Annotated in this window: 20 protein-coding genes; 6 read left to right on the top strand and 14 right to left on the bottom strand. The window is 69.0% G+C overall.

Annotation, left to right across the window (positions count from 1 at the left end; genetic code table 11):
• Positions 1-46: 46 nt before the first annotated feature.
• The 5 genes from ABD830_RS08455 to ABD830_RS08475 all read right to left on the bottom strand — a co-directional run bounded on the left by ABD830_RS08455 (position 47) and on the right by ABD830_RS08475 (position 6,963).
• Positions 47-1,756, bottom strand: coding sequence for an ABC transporter family substrate-binding protein (locus tag ABD830_RS08455; protein ID WP_344985925.1), 1,710 nt, complete (start codon positions 1,754-1,756; stop codon positions 47-49).
• A complete protein-coding gene (locus tag ABD830_RS08460) occupies positions 1,753-3,822 on the bottom strand; it encodes an ABC transporter ATP-binding protein (protein ID WP_344985926.1) in 2,070 nt (689 codons plus the stop codon). The genes ABD830_RS08455 and ABD830_RS08460 overlap by 4 nt, the downstream gene beginning before the upstream one ends.
• Entirely contained in the window at positions 3,819-4,661 is an 843-nt protein-coding gene (locus ABD830_RS08465; protein WP_344985927.1) for an ABC transporter permease, read from the bottom strand. The genes ABD830_RS08460 and ABD830_RS08465 overlap by 4 nt, the downstream gene beginning before the upstream one ends.
• A 1-nt stretch (position 4,662) precedes the next feature.
• The gene (locus ABD830_RS08470; RefSeq protein WP_344985929.1) at positions 4,663-5,640 is read right to left on the bottom strand and encodes an ABC transporter permease; all 978 of its coding nucleotides are present in this window, start codon (positions 5,638-5,640) and stop codon (positions 4,663-4,665) included.
• A gap of 342 nt (positions 5,641-5,982) precedes the next feature.
• Complete coding sequence (locus ABD830_RS08475) at positions 5,983-6,963, bottom strand: phosphotransferase family protein (protein ID WP_344985930.1); 981 nt, start codon at positions 6,961-6,963, stop codon at positions 5,983-5,985.
• A gap of 369 nt (positions 6,964-7,332) precedes the next feature.
• On the opposite strand from ABD830_RS08475, the gene ABD830_RS08480 reads away from it, so the two are divergent.
• The 4 genes from ABD830_RS08480 to ABD830_RS08495 all read left to right on the top strand — a co-directional run bounded on the left by ABD830_RS08480 (position 7,333) and on the right by ABD830_RS08495 (position 11,648).
• Positions 7,333-8,340: a cytochrome P450 gene (locus tag ABD830_RS08480; protein ID WP_344985931.1), complete on the top strand. Its 1,008-nt coding sequence runs from the start codon at positions 7,333-7,335 to the stop codon at positions 8,338-8,340.
• Between the two features lie 11 nt (positions 8,341-8,351).
• Positions 8,352-8,984, top strand: a complete 633-nt coding sequence (locus ABD830_RS08485; protein WP_344985933.1) for a sulfotransferase family protein — start codon at positions 8,352-8,354, stop codon at positions 8,982-8,984.
• 31 nt (positions 8,985-9,015) lie between these two features.
• A complete protein-coding gene (locus ABD830_RS08490; protein WP_344985934.1) occupies positions 9,016-9,777 on the top strand; it encodes a class I SAM-dependent methyltransferase in 762 nt (253 codons plus the stop codon).
• 230 nt (positions 9,778-10,007) lie between these two features.
• Positions 10,008-11,648: an FAD-dependent oxidoreductase gene (locus ABD830_RS08495; RefSeq protein WP_344985935.1), complete on the top strand. Its 1,641-nt coding sequence runs from the start codon at positions 10,008-10,010 to the stop codon at positions 11,646-11,648.
• Positions 11,649-11,660: 12 nt separating this feature from the next.
• Here the strand turns inward: ABD830_RS08495 and ABD830_RS08500 are convergent, their stop codons facing one another.
• From ABD830_RS08500 to ABD830_RS08520, 5 genes are all read right to left on the bottom strand, one after another.
• Complete coding sequence (locus tag ABD830_RS08500; protein WP_344985936.1) at positions 11,661-12,413, bottom strand: SDR family NAD(P)-dependent oxidoreductase; 753 nt, start codon at positions 12,411-12,413, stop codon at positions 11,661-11,663.
• 187 nt (positions 12,414-12,600) lie between these two features.
• Entirely contained in the window at positions 12,601-12,993 is a 393-nt protein-coding gene (locus tag ABD830_RS08505; RefSeq protein WP_344985937.1) for a type II toxin-antitoxin system VapC family toxin, read from the bottom strand.
• Entirely contained in the window at positions 12,990-13,250 is a 261-nt protein-coding gene (locus ABD830_RS08510) for a type II toxin-antitoxin system VapB family antitoxin (protein WP_344985938.1), read from the bottom strand. Before ABD830_RS08510 ends, ABD830_RS08505 begins: the two co-directional genes overlap by 4 nt.
• Before the next feature lie 209 nt (positions 13,251-13,459).
• A complete protein-coding gene (locus ABD830_RS08515) occupies positions 13,460-13,750 on the bottom strand; it encodes a putative quinol monooxygenase (protein ID WP_344985939.1) in 291 nt (96 codons plus the stop codon).
• 13 nt (positions 13,751-13,763) lie between these two features.
• Positions 13,764-14,822, bottom strand: a complete 1,059-nt coding sequence (locus ABD830_RS08520; RefSeq protein WP_344985940.1) for an aldo/keto reductase — start codon at positions 14,820-14,822, stop codon at positions 13,764-13,766.
• A gap of 168 nt (positions 14,823-14,990) precedes the next feature.
• Here ABD830_RS08520 and ABD830_RS08525 point away from each other — a divergent pair, with 168 nt between their 5' ends.
• Complete coding sequence (locus tag ABD830_RS08525) at positions 14,991-15,857, top strand: helix-turn-helix domain-containing protein (protein WP_344985941.1); 867 nt, start codon at positions 14,991-14,993, stop codon at positions 15,855-15,857.
• Positions 15,858-16,064: 207 nt separating this feature from the next.
• Here the strand turns inward: ABD830_RS08525 and ABD830_RS08530 are convergent, their stop codons facing one another.
• Genes ABD830_RS08530 through ABD830_RS08545 form a run of 4 tightly spaced genes read right to left on the bottom strand, consistent with a single transcriptional unit; the run spans position 16,065 to position 19,287 of the window.
• A complete protein-coding gene (locus tag ABD830_RS08530) occupies positions 16,065-16,763 on the bottom strand; it encodes an IclR family transcriptional regulator (RefSeq protein ID WP_344985942.1) in 699 nt (232 codons plus the stop codon).
• The gene (locus ABD830_RS08535; RefSeq protein WP_344987649.1) at positions 16,760-18,025 is read right to left on the bottom strand and encodes a cytochrome P450; all 1,266 of its coding nucleotides are present in this window, start codon (positions 18,023-18,025) and stop codon (positions 16,760-16,762) included. Before ABD830_RS08535 ends, ABD830_RS08530 begins: the two co-directional genes overlap by 4 nt.
• Before the next feature lie 30 nt (positions 18,026-18,055).
• Positions 18,056-18,820 carry an alpha/beta fold hydrolase gene (locus tag ABD830_RS08540; RefSeq protein WP_344985943.1) on the bottom strand — a complete coding sequence of 255 codons (765 nt, stop codon included), beginning with the start codon at positions 18,818-18,820 and terminating at the stop codon, positions 18,056-18,058.
• Entirely contained in the window at positions 18,766-19,287 is a 522-nt protein-coding gene (locus ABD830_RS08545; RefSeq protein WP_344985944.1) for an ATP-binding protein, read from the bottom strand. Before ABD830_RS08545 ends, ABD830_RS08540 begins: the two co-directional genes overlap by 55 nt.
• A gap of 319 nt (positions 19,288-19,606) precedes the next feature.
• Between ABD830_RS08545 and ABD830_RS08550 the strand changes: the two genes are divergently transcribed.
• A complete protein-coding gene (locus ABD830_RS08550) occupies positions 19,607-19,969 on the top strand; it encodes a nuclear transport factor 2 family protein (protein WP_344985945.1) in 363 nt (120 codons plus the stop codon).
• Positions 19,970-19,983 lie beyond the last annotated feature (14 nt).

Genomic DNA, 19,983 nt, shown 5'->3' on the forward strand with positions numbered 1-19,983 from the left:
AACCCCCGGCCGGTGACCCCGGCCGGGGGTTTCTTTCAGACGGTGATCAGCCGGTGAAGCCGACGATCGAGTAGTCCGGGCTCTGGTAGCCACGCGCGCCCCAGTTGGCGAGCGTCTTCTTGGTCGCCTGGATGTCGGGCCGCTGGTACAGCGGGATGGTGTGCACCATGTCCCAGATGAGCTTGTCGGCGGCGTTGGCCTTCTCGATGGCCTTGGCCGCGTCCATCTCGCTCACCGCGGCGTCGATGGCAGCGTCGACGGCCGGGTCGCTGCCCTTCGGGAAGTTGCTCTCGGAGCCAGTGTAGTAGATCTGCTTCAGGCCGCCGATGGGGAGCGGCGTTCCGATCCACGAGAACGGCACCAGGTCGAAGTCGCCCTTGATGATGTAGTCGTTGAAGAACTTGTCAAGCGGGACGGGCTTGATGTTGACCTTGATCCCGGCCTCCTTGAGCATGGCCTGGGTGAGCTCGCCCTCCGTCTGCGACACCGGCGTGCCGGTCGGGATGACGAAGTTCAGGTCGAACTCCTTGCCGTCCTTCTTGCGGTACTCGCCCTCCTGCTTCCAGCCGGCCGCGTCCAGCAGCTGCTTGGCCTTCTCCAGGTTGTACTTGCCGAGGTCGCCGGAGTTGTCGACGTAGCCCTTGTGGTTGTTCATGAAGACGTGGTTGCCGAGCGTCTGGATCGGCCAGTCCATGTCCTTGAGGTCGGACTGGGTGATCACGTCACGGTTGATCGCGTACGAGACCGCGTGACGGATGTTCTTGTCCTTCAGGAACTCGCTCTGATTGTTGACGGTGATGTGCCGCCAGTTCGGGCTGAGCGCCTTGCGGATGTCCACGTTCGGGACTTCCTTGGCCCGCTTCAGCTCGGCCGGGGCGCCCGACGGGATCTCCACGCCGTCGAGCTCGCCGTTGGCGAAGGCGTTCACCTGCGCTTCCGGCGACTCGATCGCCCTGAAGATGATCTTGTCGAGCTTGGCCTTCTTGCCCCACCACTTGTCGTCACGGACGAGCGTGAGCGTCTTGGTGCTCTCGTCGATCTTCTCGACCTTGAAGGGGCCTGCGGTAACCGGGATTTTCTGCAGGTAGTCCTTCTCGTACACCTCGGGCGTCTGCATGTGCTTGGCGGGGTAAAGGTTCGGGGACCGAGAGAACTGCCCCATCCACTCCGGGTACGGCTTGGAGTAGGTGATGATGGCCACCTTGTCGTTGGCGCCCTTGGTCACCGATTCGATCTTGTCCCAGCCGTCCGTGGAGGCGGGCTTGAACTTCTTGTTCGCGCCGTTGTTGGCCTTCCACGCGGCTTCGAGGTCCTTCCACGTGATCGGCGTGCCGTCCGACCAGGTGGCCTTGTCGTTGATCGTGTAGGTGACGACCTGCTTGCCCGACGACAGGTCGTTCTTCACGTCGGCCAGATAGTCGGGGTTCGGGCTCCACTCGGCCTTGTCGTTGGAGACCATGAGCTGCGGCATGATGGGGTCCAGCATGAACTGGGTGTCGTCCTGGTTGCCGTCGACGTGGTTGCCGTTCCACTGGGTCGGCCACTGCCCGACCGCGAGCGTCAGCGTGCCGCCGTCCTTGACCTGGTCGTAGGGGACGGGGTTGATGCTGATGGCCGGGGTCTCCGTCATCTGCTTCTGGGCCTGCTGCGACTGCTCGGCGCTCGGCTTCTTGGCTTCGCCGCCGCCTCCGCCACAGGCCGCGACGGCCAGGGCCAGGACCGCGACACCCGCGGCCGCCCGGTAACGAACCTTCACTTTTCCTCCTGATCGTCCGAGGCCGTGATGACCTCGATCTCCTCCGCGTAGTGGCAGGCGGCGCCGTGGTCCACGGCACGCGCCAGCCGAGCAACCGAGGGCTCTTCGTCCACACACCGCCGCTTCTCCGCCTCGCTGAGCGCGGCGAACTTGGGGCAGCGGGTACGGAACCGGCATCCCGACGGTGGGTCTGCCGGGCTGGGCAGGTCGCCTTCGAGCAGGATCCGCACGCGGGTGCGTTCCATCTCGGGGTCCGGCAGCGGGATCGCTGACAGCAGCGCCTGCGTGTAGGGGTGGGCGGGGCGGTCGTAGACGTTCTCGACCGTGCCGATCTCGGCGATCCTGCCCAGGTACATGACCGCCACGCGGTCGGCCAGGTGCCTGACCACGGCCAGGTCGTGGGCCACGAACAGGTACGACAGCCCCAGCCTGTTCTTCAGCTCCTCCAGCAGGTTGATCACACCCGCCTGGATGGAGACGTCGAGTGCCGAGACCGGCTCGTCCAGCACCAGCAGCTTCGGCTCGAGCGCGAGCGCGCGGGCGATGCCGATGCGCTGGCGCTGACCGCCGGAGAACTGGGCCGGATAGCGCTCGGCGTGCTCAGGGGAGAGCCCGACGAGTTGGAGCAGCTCAGCGACCCTCTCGGCCACGTTCTTCTTGCCGTGCGCGCGCAGCGGCTCGGCGATGATGTCGCCGACCGGCATGCGCGGGTCGAGCGCGGCCATCGGGTCCTGGAAGACGATCTGCAGGTCTCGGCGCAGGCCCCTGCGCGCCGCGCCGTCGAGCTTGGCGCTGTCCTTGCCGAGCACCACGACCCGCCCGCCCTGCGGCGGCTCGAGCTGCATGATCTGCTGGAGCGTGGTGGTCTTGCCGCAGCCGGACTCGCCCACCAGCGCCAGCGTCTCGCCCTCGGCGATGTCGAAGCTGATGCCGTCCACCGCGAACACGGTGCCGACGCGGCGCTTGAAGACCGCGCCCTTCATCAGCGGGTAGTGCCTGATCATGTCGTCGAGCTCGAGCACCGTGGCGCGCTCGGTGCGCGGCACGCGTACGACGTCGCTCGGCGGGATCACCGGCACGGGGAACACGTCGGCCCCCGTCAGGCCCTTGTGCTCGATCTCGTGCGAGCGGATGCACGCCACGTGGCGCCCGGCCCCGAACGGGGTGAGCGGCGGCTCCTCGTCGTCGCACATGTCCACCTTCATCGGGCAGCGCGGTGCGAACGGGCAGCCGGGCGGCAGCGCCGACGGGGAGGGCGGGTTGCCCTCGATGGGCACGAGCGGCCCCTCCTCGCCGTCGATCCGGGGGATCGAGGCGAGCAGCCCCATCGTGTACGGCATGCGCGGCCGGTAGTAGATGTCGTCCACCGGGCCCTGCTCGACCGGCCGGCCCGCGTACATGACCAGCACCCGGTCGGCCATGCCGGCGATGACGCCCAGGTCGTGGGTGATCATCACGATGCCGGCGCCCGTCTCCCGCTGCGCGGTCTTGAGCACCTCCAGCACCTGCGCCTGGATGGTCACGTCGAGCGCGGTGGTCGGCTCGTCACAGATCAGCAGGTCGGGGTCGTTGGCGATGGCCATGGCGATCATCGCCCGCTGGCGCATGCCGCCGGAGAACTCGTGCGGGAACGACTTGGCCCGCAGGTGCGGGTTCGGGATGCCGACCAGGTCGAGCAGCTCGACGGCCCGCTTGGCGGCCTTGTCCTTCGCCATTTTCTGGTGGATGCGCACGGCCTCGGCGATCTGGTCGCCGATCGTGTAGACGGGCGTGAACGCCGACAGCGGATCCTGGAAGATCATGCTGATCGTCTTGCCGCGGACCTTGATCTGCTCGTCCTCGTCCATGCCGAGCAGCTCACGGCCGTGCAGCTTGACCGAGCCGCTGACCACGGCCTTCGGCGGCAGCAGGCCCATGACCGCCAGCGAGGTCACCGACTTGCCGGAGCCGGACTCACCCACGATGCCGAGCACCTCACCGGCCTCGACCTCGTAGCTGACGCCGCGCACGGCCTCGATGCCGCCGGGGAAGGTGACGGTGAGGTCCCTGACCTCCAAGATGCTCACGAGTTGCTCCCCGGGTCGAGTGCGTCACGGAGGCCGTCGCCGATCAGGTTCACGGCGAGCACCAGCAGCACCAGGAGGCCCGCGGGGAAGGCGAACAGCCATGGGTAGCCGGTGGCGTTGCCGGAGCCGGACGCGATCAGCGTGCCGAGCGAGACGTCCGGCGGCTGGATGCCGAAGCCGAAGAAGGACAGCGCCGCCTCGCCGATGATCGCGCCCGAGACGTTGACCGTCGCGTCGATGATCAGCAGCGAGGACATGTTGGGCACGATGTGCCGGAAAATGATCTTCCAGCGTGGGATGCCCATGTAGACAGCGGCCTGGACGTATTCGCGCTCACGCAACGAGATCGTCATGCTGCGTACCACTCTGGAGGTGATCATCCAGGAGAAGGCGGCCAGCAGCACCACGAACCAGAGCCAGGAGGAGCCCGCCTTGAGCCGCGGCGAGATGATGGCGATGATCAGGAAGCTGGGCAGGACCAGCAGCAGGTCCACGCCCCACATGAGCACCCTGTCCACCCAGCCGCCGAAATATCCGGCGAACGCGCCCACGACCGCGGCCACGCCGGTCGAGATGAGCGCGACCAGGAGGCCGATGACGATCGACTTCTGCATGCCGCGGAGCGTGATCGCGAACATGTCCTGGCCGATCGAGGTGGTGCCCCACCAGTGGTCGGCGTCGGGCGGTGACAGGAAGGCCATGAAGTCCTTCTCCTGCCAGTCGTACGAGCCGAAGTAGGGGCCGATGTAGGCCAGCGCCACCAGCAGGATCAGGGCGGCGAAGCCGTAGCGGGCCTGCTGGTTGCGGAGCAGGCGCCTGAGGACGACTTTCGAACGCATGTCAGCTCACCCGCACCCGAGGATCGAGGGCCGCCACCAGCACGTCGGACAGGAAGGCGGCGAACAGGACACAGACGGCGGTGAAGAAGGTCACCGCGGCGACGGAGTTGACGTCGTTCGCGTTGATCGAGTCCACCAGCCAGGCGCCCATGCCGTGCCAGGCGAAGATCTTCTCGGTGAACGTGGCTCCCGTGAACAGCGTGCCGAACGCGAAGGCGAAGTAGGTCGCGACGGGGATCAGCGCGGTGCGCAGCGCGTGCTTGGTCAGCGCCGTCCTGCGCCGCAGCCCCTTGGCCATCGCGGTGCGGACGAAGTCCTGGTTCAGCACGTCGAGCATCATGTTGCGCTGGATCCGGCTGTAGAAGGCGACCAGGCCGAGGCTCAGCGAGATGGTCGGCAGGATCAGGTGGTTCAGCCGGTTGACGAACTGGTCCCAGCCCGACAGGCGGGGGTTGTACTCACCGGTGTACTCGATCAGCGTGAAGCCGAGCCCTCTGTTCAGGTTGTACGTGGCGATCGCCAGCAGGGTCGCGAGTACGAGAACGGGGACCGCCATGATCACGAACGAGCCGACACCTATTAACCGGTCACTGAGCTTGTACTGCTCCACCGCGGACCACGCGCCCATGGCCACGCCGATGACGAAGCCCACGATCGTGCCGATGAGCATCAACCTGAGACTGACCATGATCCGGCGGCCCATCTCGGCGTTGACCGAGCCGCCGTTCCAGGTCTTGCCGAAGTCGCCGACGACGACGCCCTTCGCCCAGGTGGCGTACCGCAGGAGGACCGGGGTCTTGTCGTTCAGGTTGTAGGCGTCGAGGGTGCGGTCGATGACCTCCTCGGCGATCGGAGGCTGGCGGCCTTGGTACGCCGATCGCGGGTTCATCGTGCTGGCAGCGAGCATGTACGCCAGACTTGCCGCGATCACAACCAAGATCACATTTATAACCAACCTGCGGAGCAGGTACCTGCCCATTACTCTCCGTTCGCGCTGACCGGGGACACGTGCTTCCATCCGGAGAGGTGTCCCCGCAACGAAAACCCATCTCGGGCTGCGAAAATCACAAGCACCTCGAGATGGCGATCAACGCGCAGAATATAAGCAAAAATGTAACAGTCAGAAACCGTTGGACATAACGGTCAGGTCACTCGCAATAGCCATCCGAAGGTGGTCAGGCACCTTACCAAACCCGTCCCGACCTGCGCAAACGCCCCTCATTTGGACATCATTTACGGCGTCCGCCGGGCGCCAGTGTCACAGAATCCGGACATAATTTGACGATCACGGAAAGTGGCCCACTTCACGTCGATCTGATCGTCAAGTGAGTTCGGACAACACCCTGATCACAGCCTCGTACGTGTCCCGCACGCCGTCGCCGCTGCCCAGGCGGTGGCGCTCCAGCCGGACCGCCCCGAGGTGACGCACCTCATAGAGCAGGAAACGCCAGGTCGCGGCCGCGCCGCGGGCCGGCTCCCCGTACCCCTCCCAGAACGCCACGCGCTCGTCCGGCTTCTTCGCGACCATGCGCATGGTCCAGTCGGCCGCCGGGTCGCCCCACAGGGTCCGGTCCAGGTCGAGCACGCCGGTGATCGTCGGCTTGGGGGCTCCGGCGGCGATCATGGTGTTGACCGTCCACAGGTCGCCGGCGAGCAGGCGGGGCTCGGTGATCTCGTCGAGCACCGTACGGTTCTCCCCGGCGAGTGCGGCGGCCTTGCGGAGGTCGGCGGCCTCCAGCCCCGCGCGGTCGAGGTCGGCCGCGATGTCCTCCAGCGAGGCGATGACGGCCTGGCTCCAGGTGGCGTGCCCGCCGCCCGCCACCGGCCCGAACGCCGGGCCGCGTACCTGGTGGATCTTCCTGGTGATCTCCCCGAGCTGGCGGAAGAACGGTGCCCAGGCCGGTCGGGGGTAGTCCGGCAGCCCTTCGGGCGCCGGGACCCCGTCGAGGAGGGTCTGCACGAGGTAGTCACGGCCGATCAGCTCGTGCGACCAGTCGGCCGCGATCACCCGCGGCATCAGCGGGGCGATGACGGCGAGGTACGGCACCGTGGCGTACTCGTTGCGCATCAACTGCCGCTCGGAGGGGAACTGCGCGCCGGGCTCGGGCGCGAACCGCACCACCACGGGCCGCGCCTCGCCGTCGACGGTGACGCGATAGGTGCTGTTGTACGCGCCCAGCCCGAGCTCGACGGCGGACCGGGCGTCCCGGCCGAAGACGCGGCGGCACACGGCCTGGATGTGGTCGGGGGCCACCGGCCGCTGGAACGCGTCACCGGCCCGCTCGATCGCCTTGAACTCCATCCGGCCATCTTCCTACGCCCGCCGGCTCGGATTCGCCATGGTCACACCGGCCGTGTTCACCATGGGCACCGGTTTACTCACTCACCGCCTTTACCGCGAGTCGATATGACTGCTCGGACGAGGGTTGTGTTCTGTCTCGATGTGAGAGACGATCTCTCTAGAGAGCTTGGCATCTGATTAGGCTGGACAGCCGGTTAGAGGGGCCTCTTGTCGGAAATCATTGACCACGACCCCATTATCTCCCTCGCCTCTCCCGACCTCCTTGTCAATCCTTATCCCGGGTACGAAAGCATTCGCCGGGAAAGGCCGGTGTTTTTCTACGACCGCCTTGACTCATGGATTTTCACTCGGTACGACGATTGCGTCGCCGTGCTGAAGGACAGTGCGAGCTTCGCCGCCGACTGGCGCCGGGTCGGCGAGAAGATGCCGCCGCGGGCGATCAACATGCTGACCCTGGACCCACCGGAGCACACCGTGGTCCGGCGGCTGTTCATGGAGGCGCTGCGCGCGCAGGACCACACGGCCCTGGAGCGGATGATCGAGCAGCACACGACCGAACTGCTGGCCACGCTGGCCCGCCGTCCGTCGTTCGAGTTCCTCACGGAGTTCGCCGAACCGCTGGCGCTGTCGACGACCTCCGCGTACCTGGGCGTGCCGACGCCGGATCCGGCCTGGTCCAGCCGGATCGCCCGCGACATCGTCGCCGGAATGGACGCCGGGCTCTGGCCCGAGCGGGCACGACCCGTGCTGGCGGCGCAGGAGGAGCTGGCCGTGCTGGTCGAGGAGTGGCTCGCCCATCCGCCGCCCACCGGCGTCGTCGGCGTCATCGCGGAACGGGCGGCCGGCAGCGGCGTGGACCCGGCCATCATCGAGAACACTGTCAGAGGGCTGCTGTTCAGCGGCTACAGCTCCGGCAGCAAGCTGCTCGGGCTGGTGGCGATCGCCCTGCTCCACGAGCGGGCCGCCGAGCTGGAGCGGTTTCGGGCGGCCGACACCGCACGGGCCGTCGAGGAGATGGTCCGCTACGCCTCCCCGATCCAGGCGGTCGCCCGCGCGTGCGTGCGCGACACCGAACTGGGCGGCGTCGAAGTGCGTGCGGGACAGGCGGTCACGCTGCTCCTGGGCGCGGCCAACCGGGATCCCGCACGGTTTCCCGACCCCGGCACGGTACGGCTCGACCGCCATCCCAATCCGCATCTCGGCTTCGGCCGGGGCCCGAAGTCGTGCCTCGGCTCGCCCTTTACAGCCGTCTTCACCCGGGTGGTGCTCCGCGTACTCGCCGAGCGGTATCCCGGCATCAGGGCGCTCAGCGCGCCGACGTATTTCCCGAACCTGACAGCGCGCAGCGTTGAGCGTTTCGAGGTCGCCTTTCGGTGAAGGAGGATTACGTGCTGAAGGTCGTCGGAGCCTCGTACGGGCGCACCGGGACCACTTCCGTTCGATTAGCTCTGGAAACCCTCGGGTTCGGCCCCTGCCATTACATGAGGGAGCTTTTCACCAGCCCCGCGCATGCCCAGGAATGGCTGCGGGTCGCCGAGGGCGGTGCACCCGATTGGAAACGGCTGCTCGACGGTTTCGCCTCGACGATCGCGTGGCCCGCCGCCTTCTACTGGCGAGAGCTCGCCGCCGTCTTTCCCGAGGCGAAAGTCCTGCTGATCGTGCGGGATCCGGCCTCGTGGTACGCCAGCATGCGCCGCACGCTGTACCGCACCAGGCCCGCGGGGGCCGGGCCGGCGGCGAACGTGCGGGACCAGGTCATCGAGAAGATCGTCTGGCAGGGCACGTTCTCCGGGCGATTCGAGGATCGCGACCACGCCATCGGCGTCTACCTCGCGCATCTGGACGAGGTACGCGAGGCCGTGCCGTCCGGCCGACTGATCGAGTTCGAGCCGTCGCATGGGTGGGAGCCGCTCTGCGCGGCTCTGGGGGTCGGCGTGCCGGATGTGCCTTTTCCCACGGCGAACACCACTGATGAATATCTGCGCCGCGCCGAGCAGGCCGGGGTCCTCCCGCCACGGTGAGAACGCGGTGTGGGCAGGAGAGGACAGGGAAGTGTCGCTCACCGTCTCATCCACCACCGACCCGTACGGAGTGGCGGCGGCTTATTGGGACCGCCTTCACATTGGGCCCGGCTCAGCAGCGCTGGTCTCCTTCTTCGCCGGCCTGGCCCCGCCCGGCGGCCACGCGCTGGAGATCGGCCCCGGTACCGGCCGGGTGACCCTGGCGGTGGCCGGGCGTGTGGCGAGCGTGCACTGCCTTGAGCCCTCCCCCGCGATGCGTGCGGTGCTCATGACCAAGCTGGCCGCGGAGCCGGACCTGCGGGATCGGGTGACCGTGCTCGGCGCCGCCGCGCCGGACTTCCGTTTTGGCCGGCGCTTCGACTACATCTACCTGGCCGCCGTGTACGAGGACGTGCCGCCGGAGGCGCGCCGGCCGCTCTTCGCCGCCTTGGCCGAGTGCCTCGCACCGGGTGGCGTGCTGGCCATGGACATGGTGACCGACGAGGCCGTCCCCGACCATCCCCAGCGCGAAGTGCGCAGCGCGCGCCAGGGAGAGTGCCGCTACACCCTGTCGTCGGCCGTCTGGCCGCTCGGCCCCGACCTGGCCGGGGTGCGGCGCGTGTACCGCACCTACCACCGCGACACGCTGGTGGCCACCGAGACCACGAAAGGCGACTACCACCTCCATCGGCCCGCCGACGTGCTCGCCGATCTGCGCGCGGCCGGCCTGACCGCCGTGGGCGGCTCAGCCGTCACCGACGAGGTGACCCCGCTCGACGACAAGGGAACGCTGATCGCCCGGCACGACAGCTGACCCCTTTGAGCTCGAGGCTCCCCTGAACGGCCCACGCCATGTCGCCAGGTGCCGTTCGGGCCTCGAAACCCGTCCATCGGACCTCGATGGGCGGCAGCGGCGAGTCAAGGAGGTGCGCCATGCGGTACTGGTACTGACCGATTCGACCGTGGCCTGATCCTGCGGCCTGATCCTGCGCGATCAGGCCACGGCCTGGCAGCCACGCACCGACACGAACGGGGAGTCGTCTGATGCTCCAGTCCCACGAGACTGAGGTGCTGGTCGTCGGGGGCGGCCTCACCGGGTTGTCCTGCGTGCTGTTCCTCGCTCATCACGGCGTACGGTGCACGCTCGTGGAGCGCCACCCCGACCTGCTGAGCCATCCCAGGCAGCGCAGCCTGGTCCCACGCCTCATGGAGATCTACCGGCAGGTCGGACTGGAATCCCGGATCCAGCAGAATCGGGTGGATTTCGCGAGTTCCGCCGAATACACGGCCATCCGCGCGGAGACGCTGGCCAGTGCGCGGTACCTCCCCGTGGACCAGCAGGATGACGCCGCGCGAACCGCCGCCTTCAGCCCCTGCACCGGCACCCCCATCGATCAGAACCGGGTGGAGGCTCTGCTGCGGGCACGGGCGCGCGAGCTCGGCGCACGGATCCGGTTCGGCACCGAGCTGCTCGGCCTCGCCCGGCATGAGGCGGGGGTGGAGGCGCGGCTGCGCGATCTCGACGGCGCCGGGCACCGGCTCGTGGCCCGGTACGTCGTCGCGGCCGACGGCGGGCGCAGCCCGGTCCGGCACCTGCTCGGGATTCCGATGGAAGGGCCGGTCGACTTCTTCCGTCTGCTGACGCTGATGGTCGACGCCGACCTCCGGCCCGCGCTGGCCGGCCGTACCGCGCACATGGCCTTCCTCGAACGACCCCGGCCGAGGACGTACCTGATGGCGCTGGACCGGACGGGTCAGCGCTGGGTCTTCGGCACCACGGACGGTCCGGGCGACGCCGCGCCGGACGAGGACGAATGCATCGAACTGGTACGTGCCGCGGCCGGCCTGCCGGCGGTGCCGGTGGTGCTCCGGCCGCAGATACCCGGCACCGCCAGGACCGTCCTGCGGTTCGAGGTCGGCGCGGCCGTGGCGGCCGCGTACCGGAAGGGGCCGGTGTTCCTGATCGGCGACGCGGCGCATCTCATGCCGCCGACCGGTGGATTCGGCGGTGTCGTGGGCGTGGAGGACGCGCACAACCTGGCCTGGAAGCTGGCCGCCGTCGTGCATGGTCACGCCGGGGAGGGGCTGCTCGACACGTACGAGGACGAGCGCCGCCCGGTCGCGGCGTTCGCCCTGCGGCAGGCGCTCGCGCGGTACCGGTCCCGCCTGGCTTCCGGGGAAACCCTGGCACAGCTCCCCATGGCCGATGACCAGCCGGTGGACCGCTCGACCGTGATGATGGGACACCGCTACCGGTCTACGGCGGTGGCAGGCGGCGTGAGCGATCCGACCGCGCCGGCGGAGATCTCCGGCCTGTGCGGAGATCCCGGCACCAGGGCTCCCCATCTCCCGCTCGCCGGCTCCGGCGAGCGGTCCACGATCGACCTGTACGGCGGGCGCTTCGTCCTGCTCGCCGGCCCCGACGGCCAGGACTGGGTGTCGGCGGCAGGCAAGCTGCCGTTGCCGGTGACCGCCCGGCGGTTCGGGACCGACATCGCCGCAGCCGGCACCCCCGCGTCCGACGCCGCCGCCCGGCACGGCATCGGAGCAGGCGGTGCGGTGCTGGTGCGCCCGGACGGCTTCGTGGCCTGGCGCAGCACGGGGCCGGTCACGGACCCCGCCGCGGAACTGCTCGCCGCGTTCACCGCCATCCTGTCCCGTGACCAGGAGGCGCGGACCGAATGACGAACGGTGCCGTCACGGCATCCACTTGCCGCCCGCGACGTCGATCGTGAGCCCGGTGAGCCATGACGACGCCTCGGAGGCGAGGAAGGCGGTCACGTTCGCCACGTCGAGCGGCGTGCCGAGCCGCCCGATCGGGTGCTCGGCCAGCAGCCGCTCCTGGAACTCCGCCGGCATCCGCTCCTCCAGCCGCTCCGTCATGATCGTCGACGGGGCGACCGCGTTGACCCGGATCCCGGTGGGGCCGAGCTCGTAGGCCAGTTGCCTGGTCAGCGCGATGACTCCGGCCTTGGCCGCCGTGTACGCCACCGACGCGGCGGTCGGGGTACGGGCCGCCAGCGACGACATCGTGATGATCGATCCGCTCCGCCGCTCCCTCATGCGGGGCAGGAAGCTCCCGATGGTGAGGAACGCCGAGGTGAGGTTGGCGTTCACGGTGGCGTGCCAGTCCTCCACGCTCATCTGGTCGATGGGCCGCGGCATCCCGGTCCCGCCCCCGGCGAAGGCCGCCAGCACGTCCACGGGCCCGAGCCGCCGCTCGACCTCCTCCCGCATCGCCTCGACGGCGGCGAAGTCGGTGATGTCGGCGGCCACGCCGATCGCCGCGCCGCCGATCCCCTTCACGGCCGCCTCGACGGTCACCGGGTCACGCCCGTTGACCACGACCCGCATCCCCTGCTCGGCCAGCACCCGAGCGGTCTCCCGCCCGATCCCGCCGGAGCCGCCGGTGATCAGCGCCACCTTGCCCTGCAGGTCTGGGTACATCATGGCTTCCACTCCCTCTGCGCTTCGCGGCCGTCCCTTGGGAGTACAGGTTGCCCTGTGCGGGTGGCCGGGGACATCAGGCGCGAGGGGCGTTTCCCGCTGCGCCCGCGGGCGTGCGCCGGGGTCGCTGCCCATACTCCTCAGGTCGTACGCGGGGGCATGCGCTGAGGCGGCACGGAGCACGTAATCGTCACAGAACGGGTGTGACGTCGGTGTGAACGAAATCGTCGCCCTTGAAGAGCAGCGGCTCACGACAGTCTCTTGCCAGCGCATAGGAGAAGCAGTCGCCGAAGTTCAGCCCAGCCTTGTGACCGCTCCCCTTGCCGTAGTCCCAGTAGGCCCGGCGGGCGATGCGTACCTGCTGCAATGTGACAGGCATGATCTCGACCTTCATCCTGCTCAGGAAATCGTCCAGGAGCCGGGAAGCGGCCGGATCGCGCGTACGCTCGACCACGGCGGCCATCTCCAGATAGGTCGCGGCCGACATACGACGCAACGCGGCATCTCGGATGGCTTCGGTAAAGGCGGCGGCATCCGGCTCGCCCTTGAGGATCGCGACGATCGCGCTGGTGTCAATGATCACGCGGGGAGACCCGTTTCGGAGTCATACAGGAAGTCAGTGGACAGATCCGCGTCCCTCAACCTCGAGCGGATCTTCGCGGCGAGCGCGAGCAGATCTTCCGCCATCGTGGCGTCCTCCTCCTCCCGACTCTTGGCGAGCAGGCGCTCACGCCGCTCGCGCAGGGCGGAGATGACGGCTGCGGTCTTGCTCTCTCCCGTAAGCGCGCCGATCTCCGCTGCCAGCCGCTCGGCCTCGGGGTTCTTGATGTTCAGGCTCACAGCCTCTCCCCTTCTACCCTGTCCTTACTCAGATTCTACCCTTTCTACCATCGAGTCTCTTTGTCTTCCCCCGGCCTTCAGCGTGCGCCTGGCCATGCAGTCGGCGAAATAGCGTTCCTGCAGCGCATAGGGACGGTACCCCTCCACGACAGCCGGAACGGCGAATGCGGCCGGCCGTTCCCGTGCAGGGGGAACGACCGGCCTGGTCGCTAGGGCGCCTCGACCAAGGTGCGCAGGGTCAGTGGCCGGGCGAGTATCCGGTCAAGGACCCGCTGGGCGTGACGCAGGTGCGGGGTGGTGAAGTGCTCGTCGAAGGCCTGCCGGTTCTCCCAGCGTTCCACGATCACCATGGAGGCGGGGTCGTTGGGGTCGGCGTAGGCCTGGTAGGCGAGGCAACCGGGTTCGTCCAGCGTCGGCTCGATCAGAGCTTCCAGCGCCGTACGGAGCCGGTCATGCTGGCCAGGCGCGGCCAGGAACTCGGCGATCACGAAAAGGGACATGACGCGGCCTCCTTCACACGTGGCGGGCCGGGCCGCTGCCCGCGCCGGACACGGTGATCGCGGTGGTGATCTCCTCGAGGTCGGCGGGAGTCAGCTCCAGCGAGCCGGCGCCGATCCAGCCGTCCACCTGAGCGGCCGCGCGTGCGCCCACGATCGCGCCGGTGATGCCCGGCCAGGCCAGTACCCAGGCGATGGCGACCTCGGCCACGGTGCGGCCATGACGCTCGGCGATCGGGCGCAGCGCTTCGGCGAGCCGGAGGTTGGCGGTCAGGCCGGTGGTGAAGTCGTGGTGAGCGGTGCGCCAGTCCTCGGCGGGCAGGCCGGCCACGCGCTCGGCGGAGAAGGCCCCGGTGAGCAGACCGGACTGCAGCGGCGAGTAGACGATGACACCGGTCTCGTGGGCATGGGCCCAGGCGATCTCGGCGGCGGCCGACCGGTTGATCGCCGAGAACGGCGGCTGGATGACATCGACATGCGCGATCTGCTCGGCGGCCTCCAGCAGGTCGGGCGTGTGGTTGGACAGCCCGATCGCCCGGACCTTGCCTTCGGCCTTCAAATCGGCCATGACCTGCCAGTACTCCTCCAGCGGCGTGGCGTTGGGCGACATCGCGCCGAACCCGCCGCCGGCGTACTCCAGCGACTCGCCGGTGTCGGGATAGTGCACCTGGTACAGGTCGATGTGATCGACGCCCAGCCGCCGCAGCGAGTCTTCGAGCTCGCGGCGGACGCTGGCGGGCTTCATGATGCGCCGGGGCGCGGCCGACGGGTTGTCCGGGTCCCAGACCAGGCCGACCTTGGTGAACAGGTACGGGCGGTCGGTCTCGGGCAGGTCGGCGACCGCCTTGCCGACCAGTTCCTCCGAATGGCCCAGGCCGTAGACGGCGGCGGTGTCGATCCAGTTGACGCCGGCCTCCAGCGCGTGGCGGATCGCGGCGACCGACTCGGCGTCGTCCGTGGCACCCCAGCTGAAGCGCCAGCCCGAGCCCGACACGGCCCACAAACCGAAGCCCAACCTGGTGATCTCCATATCGGTACGCCCGAGCCGGTGGACGGGCAACTGCGAAGACGTCACGTGCGTGAACCTCCAAGGTCTTGCCGCCACGGTGTGCCCGAGGCGGCGCCGGAGCCGTTCCGGCGCCACCTACTGTGGGCGGGCGGCCGCGGCTCTGCCAGCGGCAGCGCGTGCCTGGGCACGCCATGACCAGGCACGTACAGGCGCGGGTCCGCGATACTGGAGGGCATGATGTTGGATCGACGTGCCGAGCTGGGCGAGTTTCTCCGGTCCCGGCGGGCCCGGCTGCGTCCGGAAGAGCTCGGCCTGACCGCGTACGGGCAGCGGCGCCGCGTCCCCGGGCTGCGGCGCGAAGAGCTGGCGCAGCTGGCCGGGGTCAGTGTCGACCACTACATCCGGCTGGAACAGGGACGCAGCCTGCACTTCTCCGCCGAAGTGCTGGACGCGGTGGCCCGGGCGCTGCGGCTGGACGCCGCCGAACGCGCGCACCTGCATCGCCTGGCCCGCCCCGCTCCGCCCGTTCCGCCCGGCTTGCCCGCCGCAGCCGGTCGGCCGCCGCTGCGCGCCGGCATCCACCGGCTGCTCGCATCGTTCCACGACGTGCCGGCCTACCTGGTCGACCGCGACACCACCGTCCTGGCCTGGAACCGGGCCGCCGCCGCGCTGATCACCGACTTCGGGGCGCTGCCGCCCGAGCAGCGCAACATGGCCCGGCTGACCTTCCTGGACGAGGGCATCCGCCACCTGTACGCCGACTGGCCGGCACGAGCCCGCGACATCGTCGCGTTCCTCCGCCTGGACGCCGGGCGTGAGCTCGCCGACGCGTCCATCGCGGCCCTGGTCGCGGAGCTGTCGGCCGCCAGCGCCGAGTTCCGCCGGTTGTGGAGCGAGCACCTGGTGAAGGACAAAGTCCACGGGCGCTACCTGTACCGGCATCCGCTGGTCGGGGAGCTCGAGCTGGCCTATGAGGCCTTGCGCCTGCCGGATGACCCGGGGCTGGCGCTCGCCGTTCACACCGCCGACGAAGGCTCTGCCTCCCAGACCGCGCTCCGGCTCCTGACCACCTGGGCCGATCAGGAGACACCCGCCCGCTGACCGCCTCTGGTACGGGCCAGCGGCCGTGTCAGCTGGTGCATGCTCTGCGGTTTCCCAGTCCTGCGAGATCGCTGGTTCCATGGCTTCCCCACAGCAGGCCACACTCCCGGCGCGGCGGACGCATTCTGGCCACCGGCGAGGCACACCAATGCCCCCGGCGGTGCGCCGGATCGGTGCCCACGGGCTCCAGCAGCGGGCCGTGTGCAGCTAGAGGAGCCTGGCGATCTCGGTTGCGGCGCCGAGTACGAGAGGGGCGATCTCGTTCTCGTCCCGCACCCCGATGGTCACCACGCCGACGCTGGCACCGGCCGGGCGCCGTGCCGTGGTGATCGGGGCGGCGACACCCCATGCCCCGGGCTGCAGCTCGCCCGCGGTGACCGCGTACCCGGTGGCGCGAGCCTGGGCGATCGCTGGGCGCTCCCCGGGCAGGGGCGGGCGGCCGGCCAGGATGGCGATCCCTGAGGCGCCGCGGTCCGCGGGATGCCGCGTGCCGGCGCGATAGCCGACGTGGATCTGTGAGACGCGCGGCTCGGCCACGGTGAGCACGACCGCCTGGCTCTCGTCGATGTCGAGCACCGTGATGAAAGCGGTGGCGTTGCAGGCGTCGGCCAGCACCTGGAGAGCGGCGGAGGCCGCGCTGCGGAGCCTGTGCTGCACGGCGGCGTTGAGCTCGACGATGCCGAGGCCGAGGGTGTAGCGGTTGCCGATCCGGGCGGCCAGCCGGTGGTTGCCGAGTGCGACCAGATGGCGGGAGACGGCGTTGCGATGGATCCCGGCCCGCTGGGCGAGCTCGGTGATGGTCAGCCCGTCCGGATGCTCCTTGAGGATCTCCAGGAGCCGCAGGCCGGTGTCGATCGTCTTCGAGCCCGCCGTGAAGGCGGCCGGGCTCTGCTCGTCAGTGGTCATTCGACGCCCAGAGGAGGTACGGGGGTGTAGCGCAGCGGCAGGTGCTTGACGCCGCCGATGAAGTTGGACACCAGCCGCACAGGTGGTCCGGCGAGTTGCACGTCCGGCAGCCGCCAGAGCAGTTCCCGGTAGAACACGCGGAGTTGCAGCCGCGCGAAGCGGGAGCCGAGGCACACGTGCGGGCCGTCGCCGAACGAGACGTGGTCGTTGGGGTGGCGGGCGATGTCGAAACGCATCGGGTCGGGGAAGCGGCGCTCGTCGAAGTTGGCGGCACCGTGGAAGACGACGACCTTGTCGCCTGCGGCGATGCGCCGCTCGGCCAGGACTGTGTCGTGCACGGCGGTACGGCGGAAGCTGAGCACGGGGGGATGCCAGCGCAGCATCTCCTCGATGGCCGAGTCGAGGAGCTCGGGCCGGTCGAGCAGGCGGCGATGCTGGTCGGGATGGTCCAGCAGGGCGAGCAGCCCGCCGGGCAGGGCCGAACGCACCGTGTCGTTGCCCGCGATGACCAGGAGGAAGAAGAACATCGACAGTTCGGGATCGGTGAGACGCTGCCCGTCCACCTCGGCCATGGCGAGCGCGGTCATGATGTCGTCTGCCGGATTGCGGCGTTTGTCGGCGGCGAGTGAGTGGGCGTACTCGAACATGTCGGCGAGCATGGCCGGGGATCGCGGGTTGACCGGCTTGCCGTCCGGGCCGCGGACGACGGTGGCGTGGTCGGGATCCTGGTAACCGATCACGCGGTTGGTCCACTCCAGGATCTGGCCGCGATCGGAGGGCGGGATGCCGAGGAGATCCGCGAGGTTGTGGATCGGGTAGTCGTCGGTCACGTCCGCCGGCAGGTCGCACGCGCCTCGCTCGGCGATCCCGTCGATGAGCAGCCGTGCCCGTGCCGCGACGCCGGCGGTGAAGCGCTCGATGCGCCTGGCGGTGAACACGCCGGAGACGATCCGCCGGAGCCGGCCGTGGTCCGGCGGATCGAGGTTGAGCATCATCCGCCGGATGAACGACAGGTCGGCGGGGTCCGGGTCGCGTATCTGGGTGGCGCCGAGCCAGGAGCTGAACTCGGCCGGCGTGCGCAGGACGCGTACGACGTCCGCGTGGCGGGTCACCGCCCAGAACCCGGGCCCCGCGGGCCAGTCACCGACCTCGTGCTCCTCCTGCCAGCGCACGGGATCGTGGTCACGCAGCCGGCGGTACGTCTCGTGCGGGATGCCCTGTGCGTAGATACGCGGGTCGAACACGTTGGCCGTCGTACTCATGTCGATCACGGGCAACCCTTCAAGAGATCGTCAGGTGGCCAGGAAACGTTCGATGGCGGAAACCAGGGCCAACGGTGTCTCGTCCATCGCGTAGTGGCCGGCGTCGGCGAATGTCAGCAGTTCGGCGTTCGGGTACCACTGCAGCCAGGTGCCCCGCATGACGTCGGCGGAGAGCGCGGGGTCGTTCTCACCGGCGATGACGAGCACCGGCGTGTCGGTGCCGGCCACCTCGGTGTGGAAGTCGGTGCGGGCCCAGGCGTCCAGGTAGGCCCGGTAAGCGGTCGCCGTGGAGTTGCGCAGCGAGTTGTCCACCATCTCGTCGAGCCACGGGCCCGGAAGCCGGTTGCCGGTGGTGAGATCGATGATCGCGCGACGGCCGGCGGGCTCGTCGGCGGAGCCGGCGAACAGCGCCCAGGCCTCGTCGTCGAACGGCACGCCGGAGGCCGGCACCGCGGAGATGCCGACGAGCTTGCGGACCCGGCCGGGCGCGTCCAGCATCACGCGCTGCATCGCCGTACCGCCCATCGAGTGACCGACCAGGGAGAAGGTCTCCCACCCCAGCTTGTCGGCGAGCGCGATCACATCGTCGGCGATCTCGGCGAGGGTGTACTCGCCGGTGATGTCGCGAGCCTGGCCGTAGCCCCGGTAGTCGGGGAAGGCGTAGGTGAAGGCCTCGCCGTTCAGGTACGGCTGGATCTTCCTGAAGGCGCCGCGGTCTCCGAACCAGCCGTGCAACGCGATTACGCGATGTGGCCCCGAACCGAGGACGTCGTGGGGAAGGACGACGGGGGACATGGCGGATCCTCCTTAGCGTTCGTGGCGTCGATGCCGCCGCGGCATTCCAGGCTGAACCAAACGTACTTGCCGTTCTCGTGCGGGACAGCGCCCCACTGGTCGGCCTGCGCGTCGACCAGGAACAGCCCGCGCCCGCTTTCGGCGAGGAAGTCGGGGATCCGCCGCGTGGGAAGAGCCGGATCGTGGTCGCAGACCGCCACCCAGATCGTGGCGTCCCCTGCTCGCACGTTGATCCTGATGTCGGAGGATCCCCAGGCGGGCGGGGCCGCGTGCTGGACCGCGTTGGTGACCAGTTCGCTGGTCAGCTCGGCGATCGTCGCCTCGTGAGCGAGGGAGAGAGACAGATCCCAGGAGGCGAGCATTGCCGACACCCAGCGGCGCGCGATGGACGAGGCGATCGGCGAGCGGGGCAGATCGCACCAGCGGGAGAACAGCCGGCTCTGAAGGTCGGTGACGACGACATTCACGGCGCGCCCCCTGCGATCGGCGGTAACGCGCCGCTCTCCATGGGGCGCCTTGAAACGGCTGCGGCGCGTCCGAACTCGGGTCTCAGGCGATGAATCGCGAACACGGCGTGGACTTCTCCCAGATGCCCAAATATTGGGCGTGATGGTCAAAAAATGGGCGTGCGCGAGGACAGCATCGGCCGGACCAAAGCCGTTGTCAACGGGAATGGCAGAAAATGTGGATCATCCACGTGGCGATGGCGGTCCCGAGGGGGTTGCATCTTGCCCGTCGCCACGTAACGTCCCGAGCAGCGGCCCTTGCGCGGGAGGAGAGATCGGCATGTCCGACGATGAGGCACGGCGCGTTTTCCAGGTGGTCGACTCGTTCGAGCCCGACAGGTTCGTGCAGTTGCTGGCGGAGGACGCCAGGCTGGTGTTCGGCAATGCCGAGCCCATGGTGGGACGCGACGCCATCGCCGAGGGGCTGCGGACGTTCTTCGCCACCATCGCGGGCCTGGCGCACAGGCTCGTCAGAACGTGGCAGGCCGACGCCGACACCATTGCCGAGACCGAGGTGACCTACCGGCGGCTCGACGGCAAGGACGTCAGCGTCGTGGCCGTGTCGATCTGGCGTACCCGCGACGACGGGCTGATCTCGGACTACCGCATCTTCGTCGACCTGGCACCCGTTTACGCGACGTAGGGCGCCTTCAGCGT

Source organism: Nonomuraea helvata (assembly GCF_039535785.1).
Lineage (GTDB): Bacteria > Actinomycetota > Actinomycetes > Streptosporangiales > Streptosporangiaceae > Nonomuraea > Nonomuraea helvata.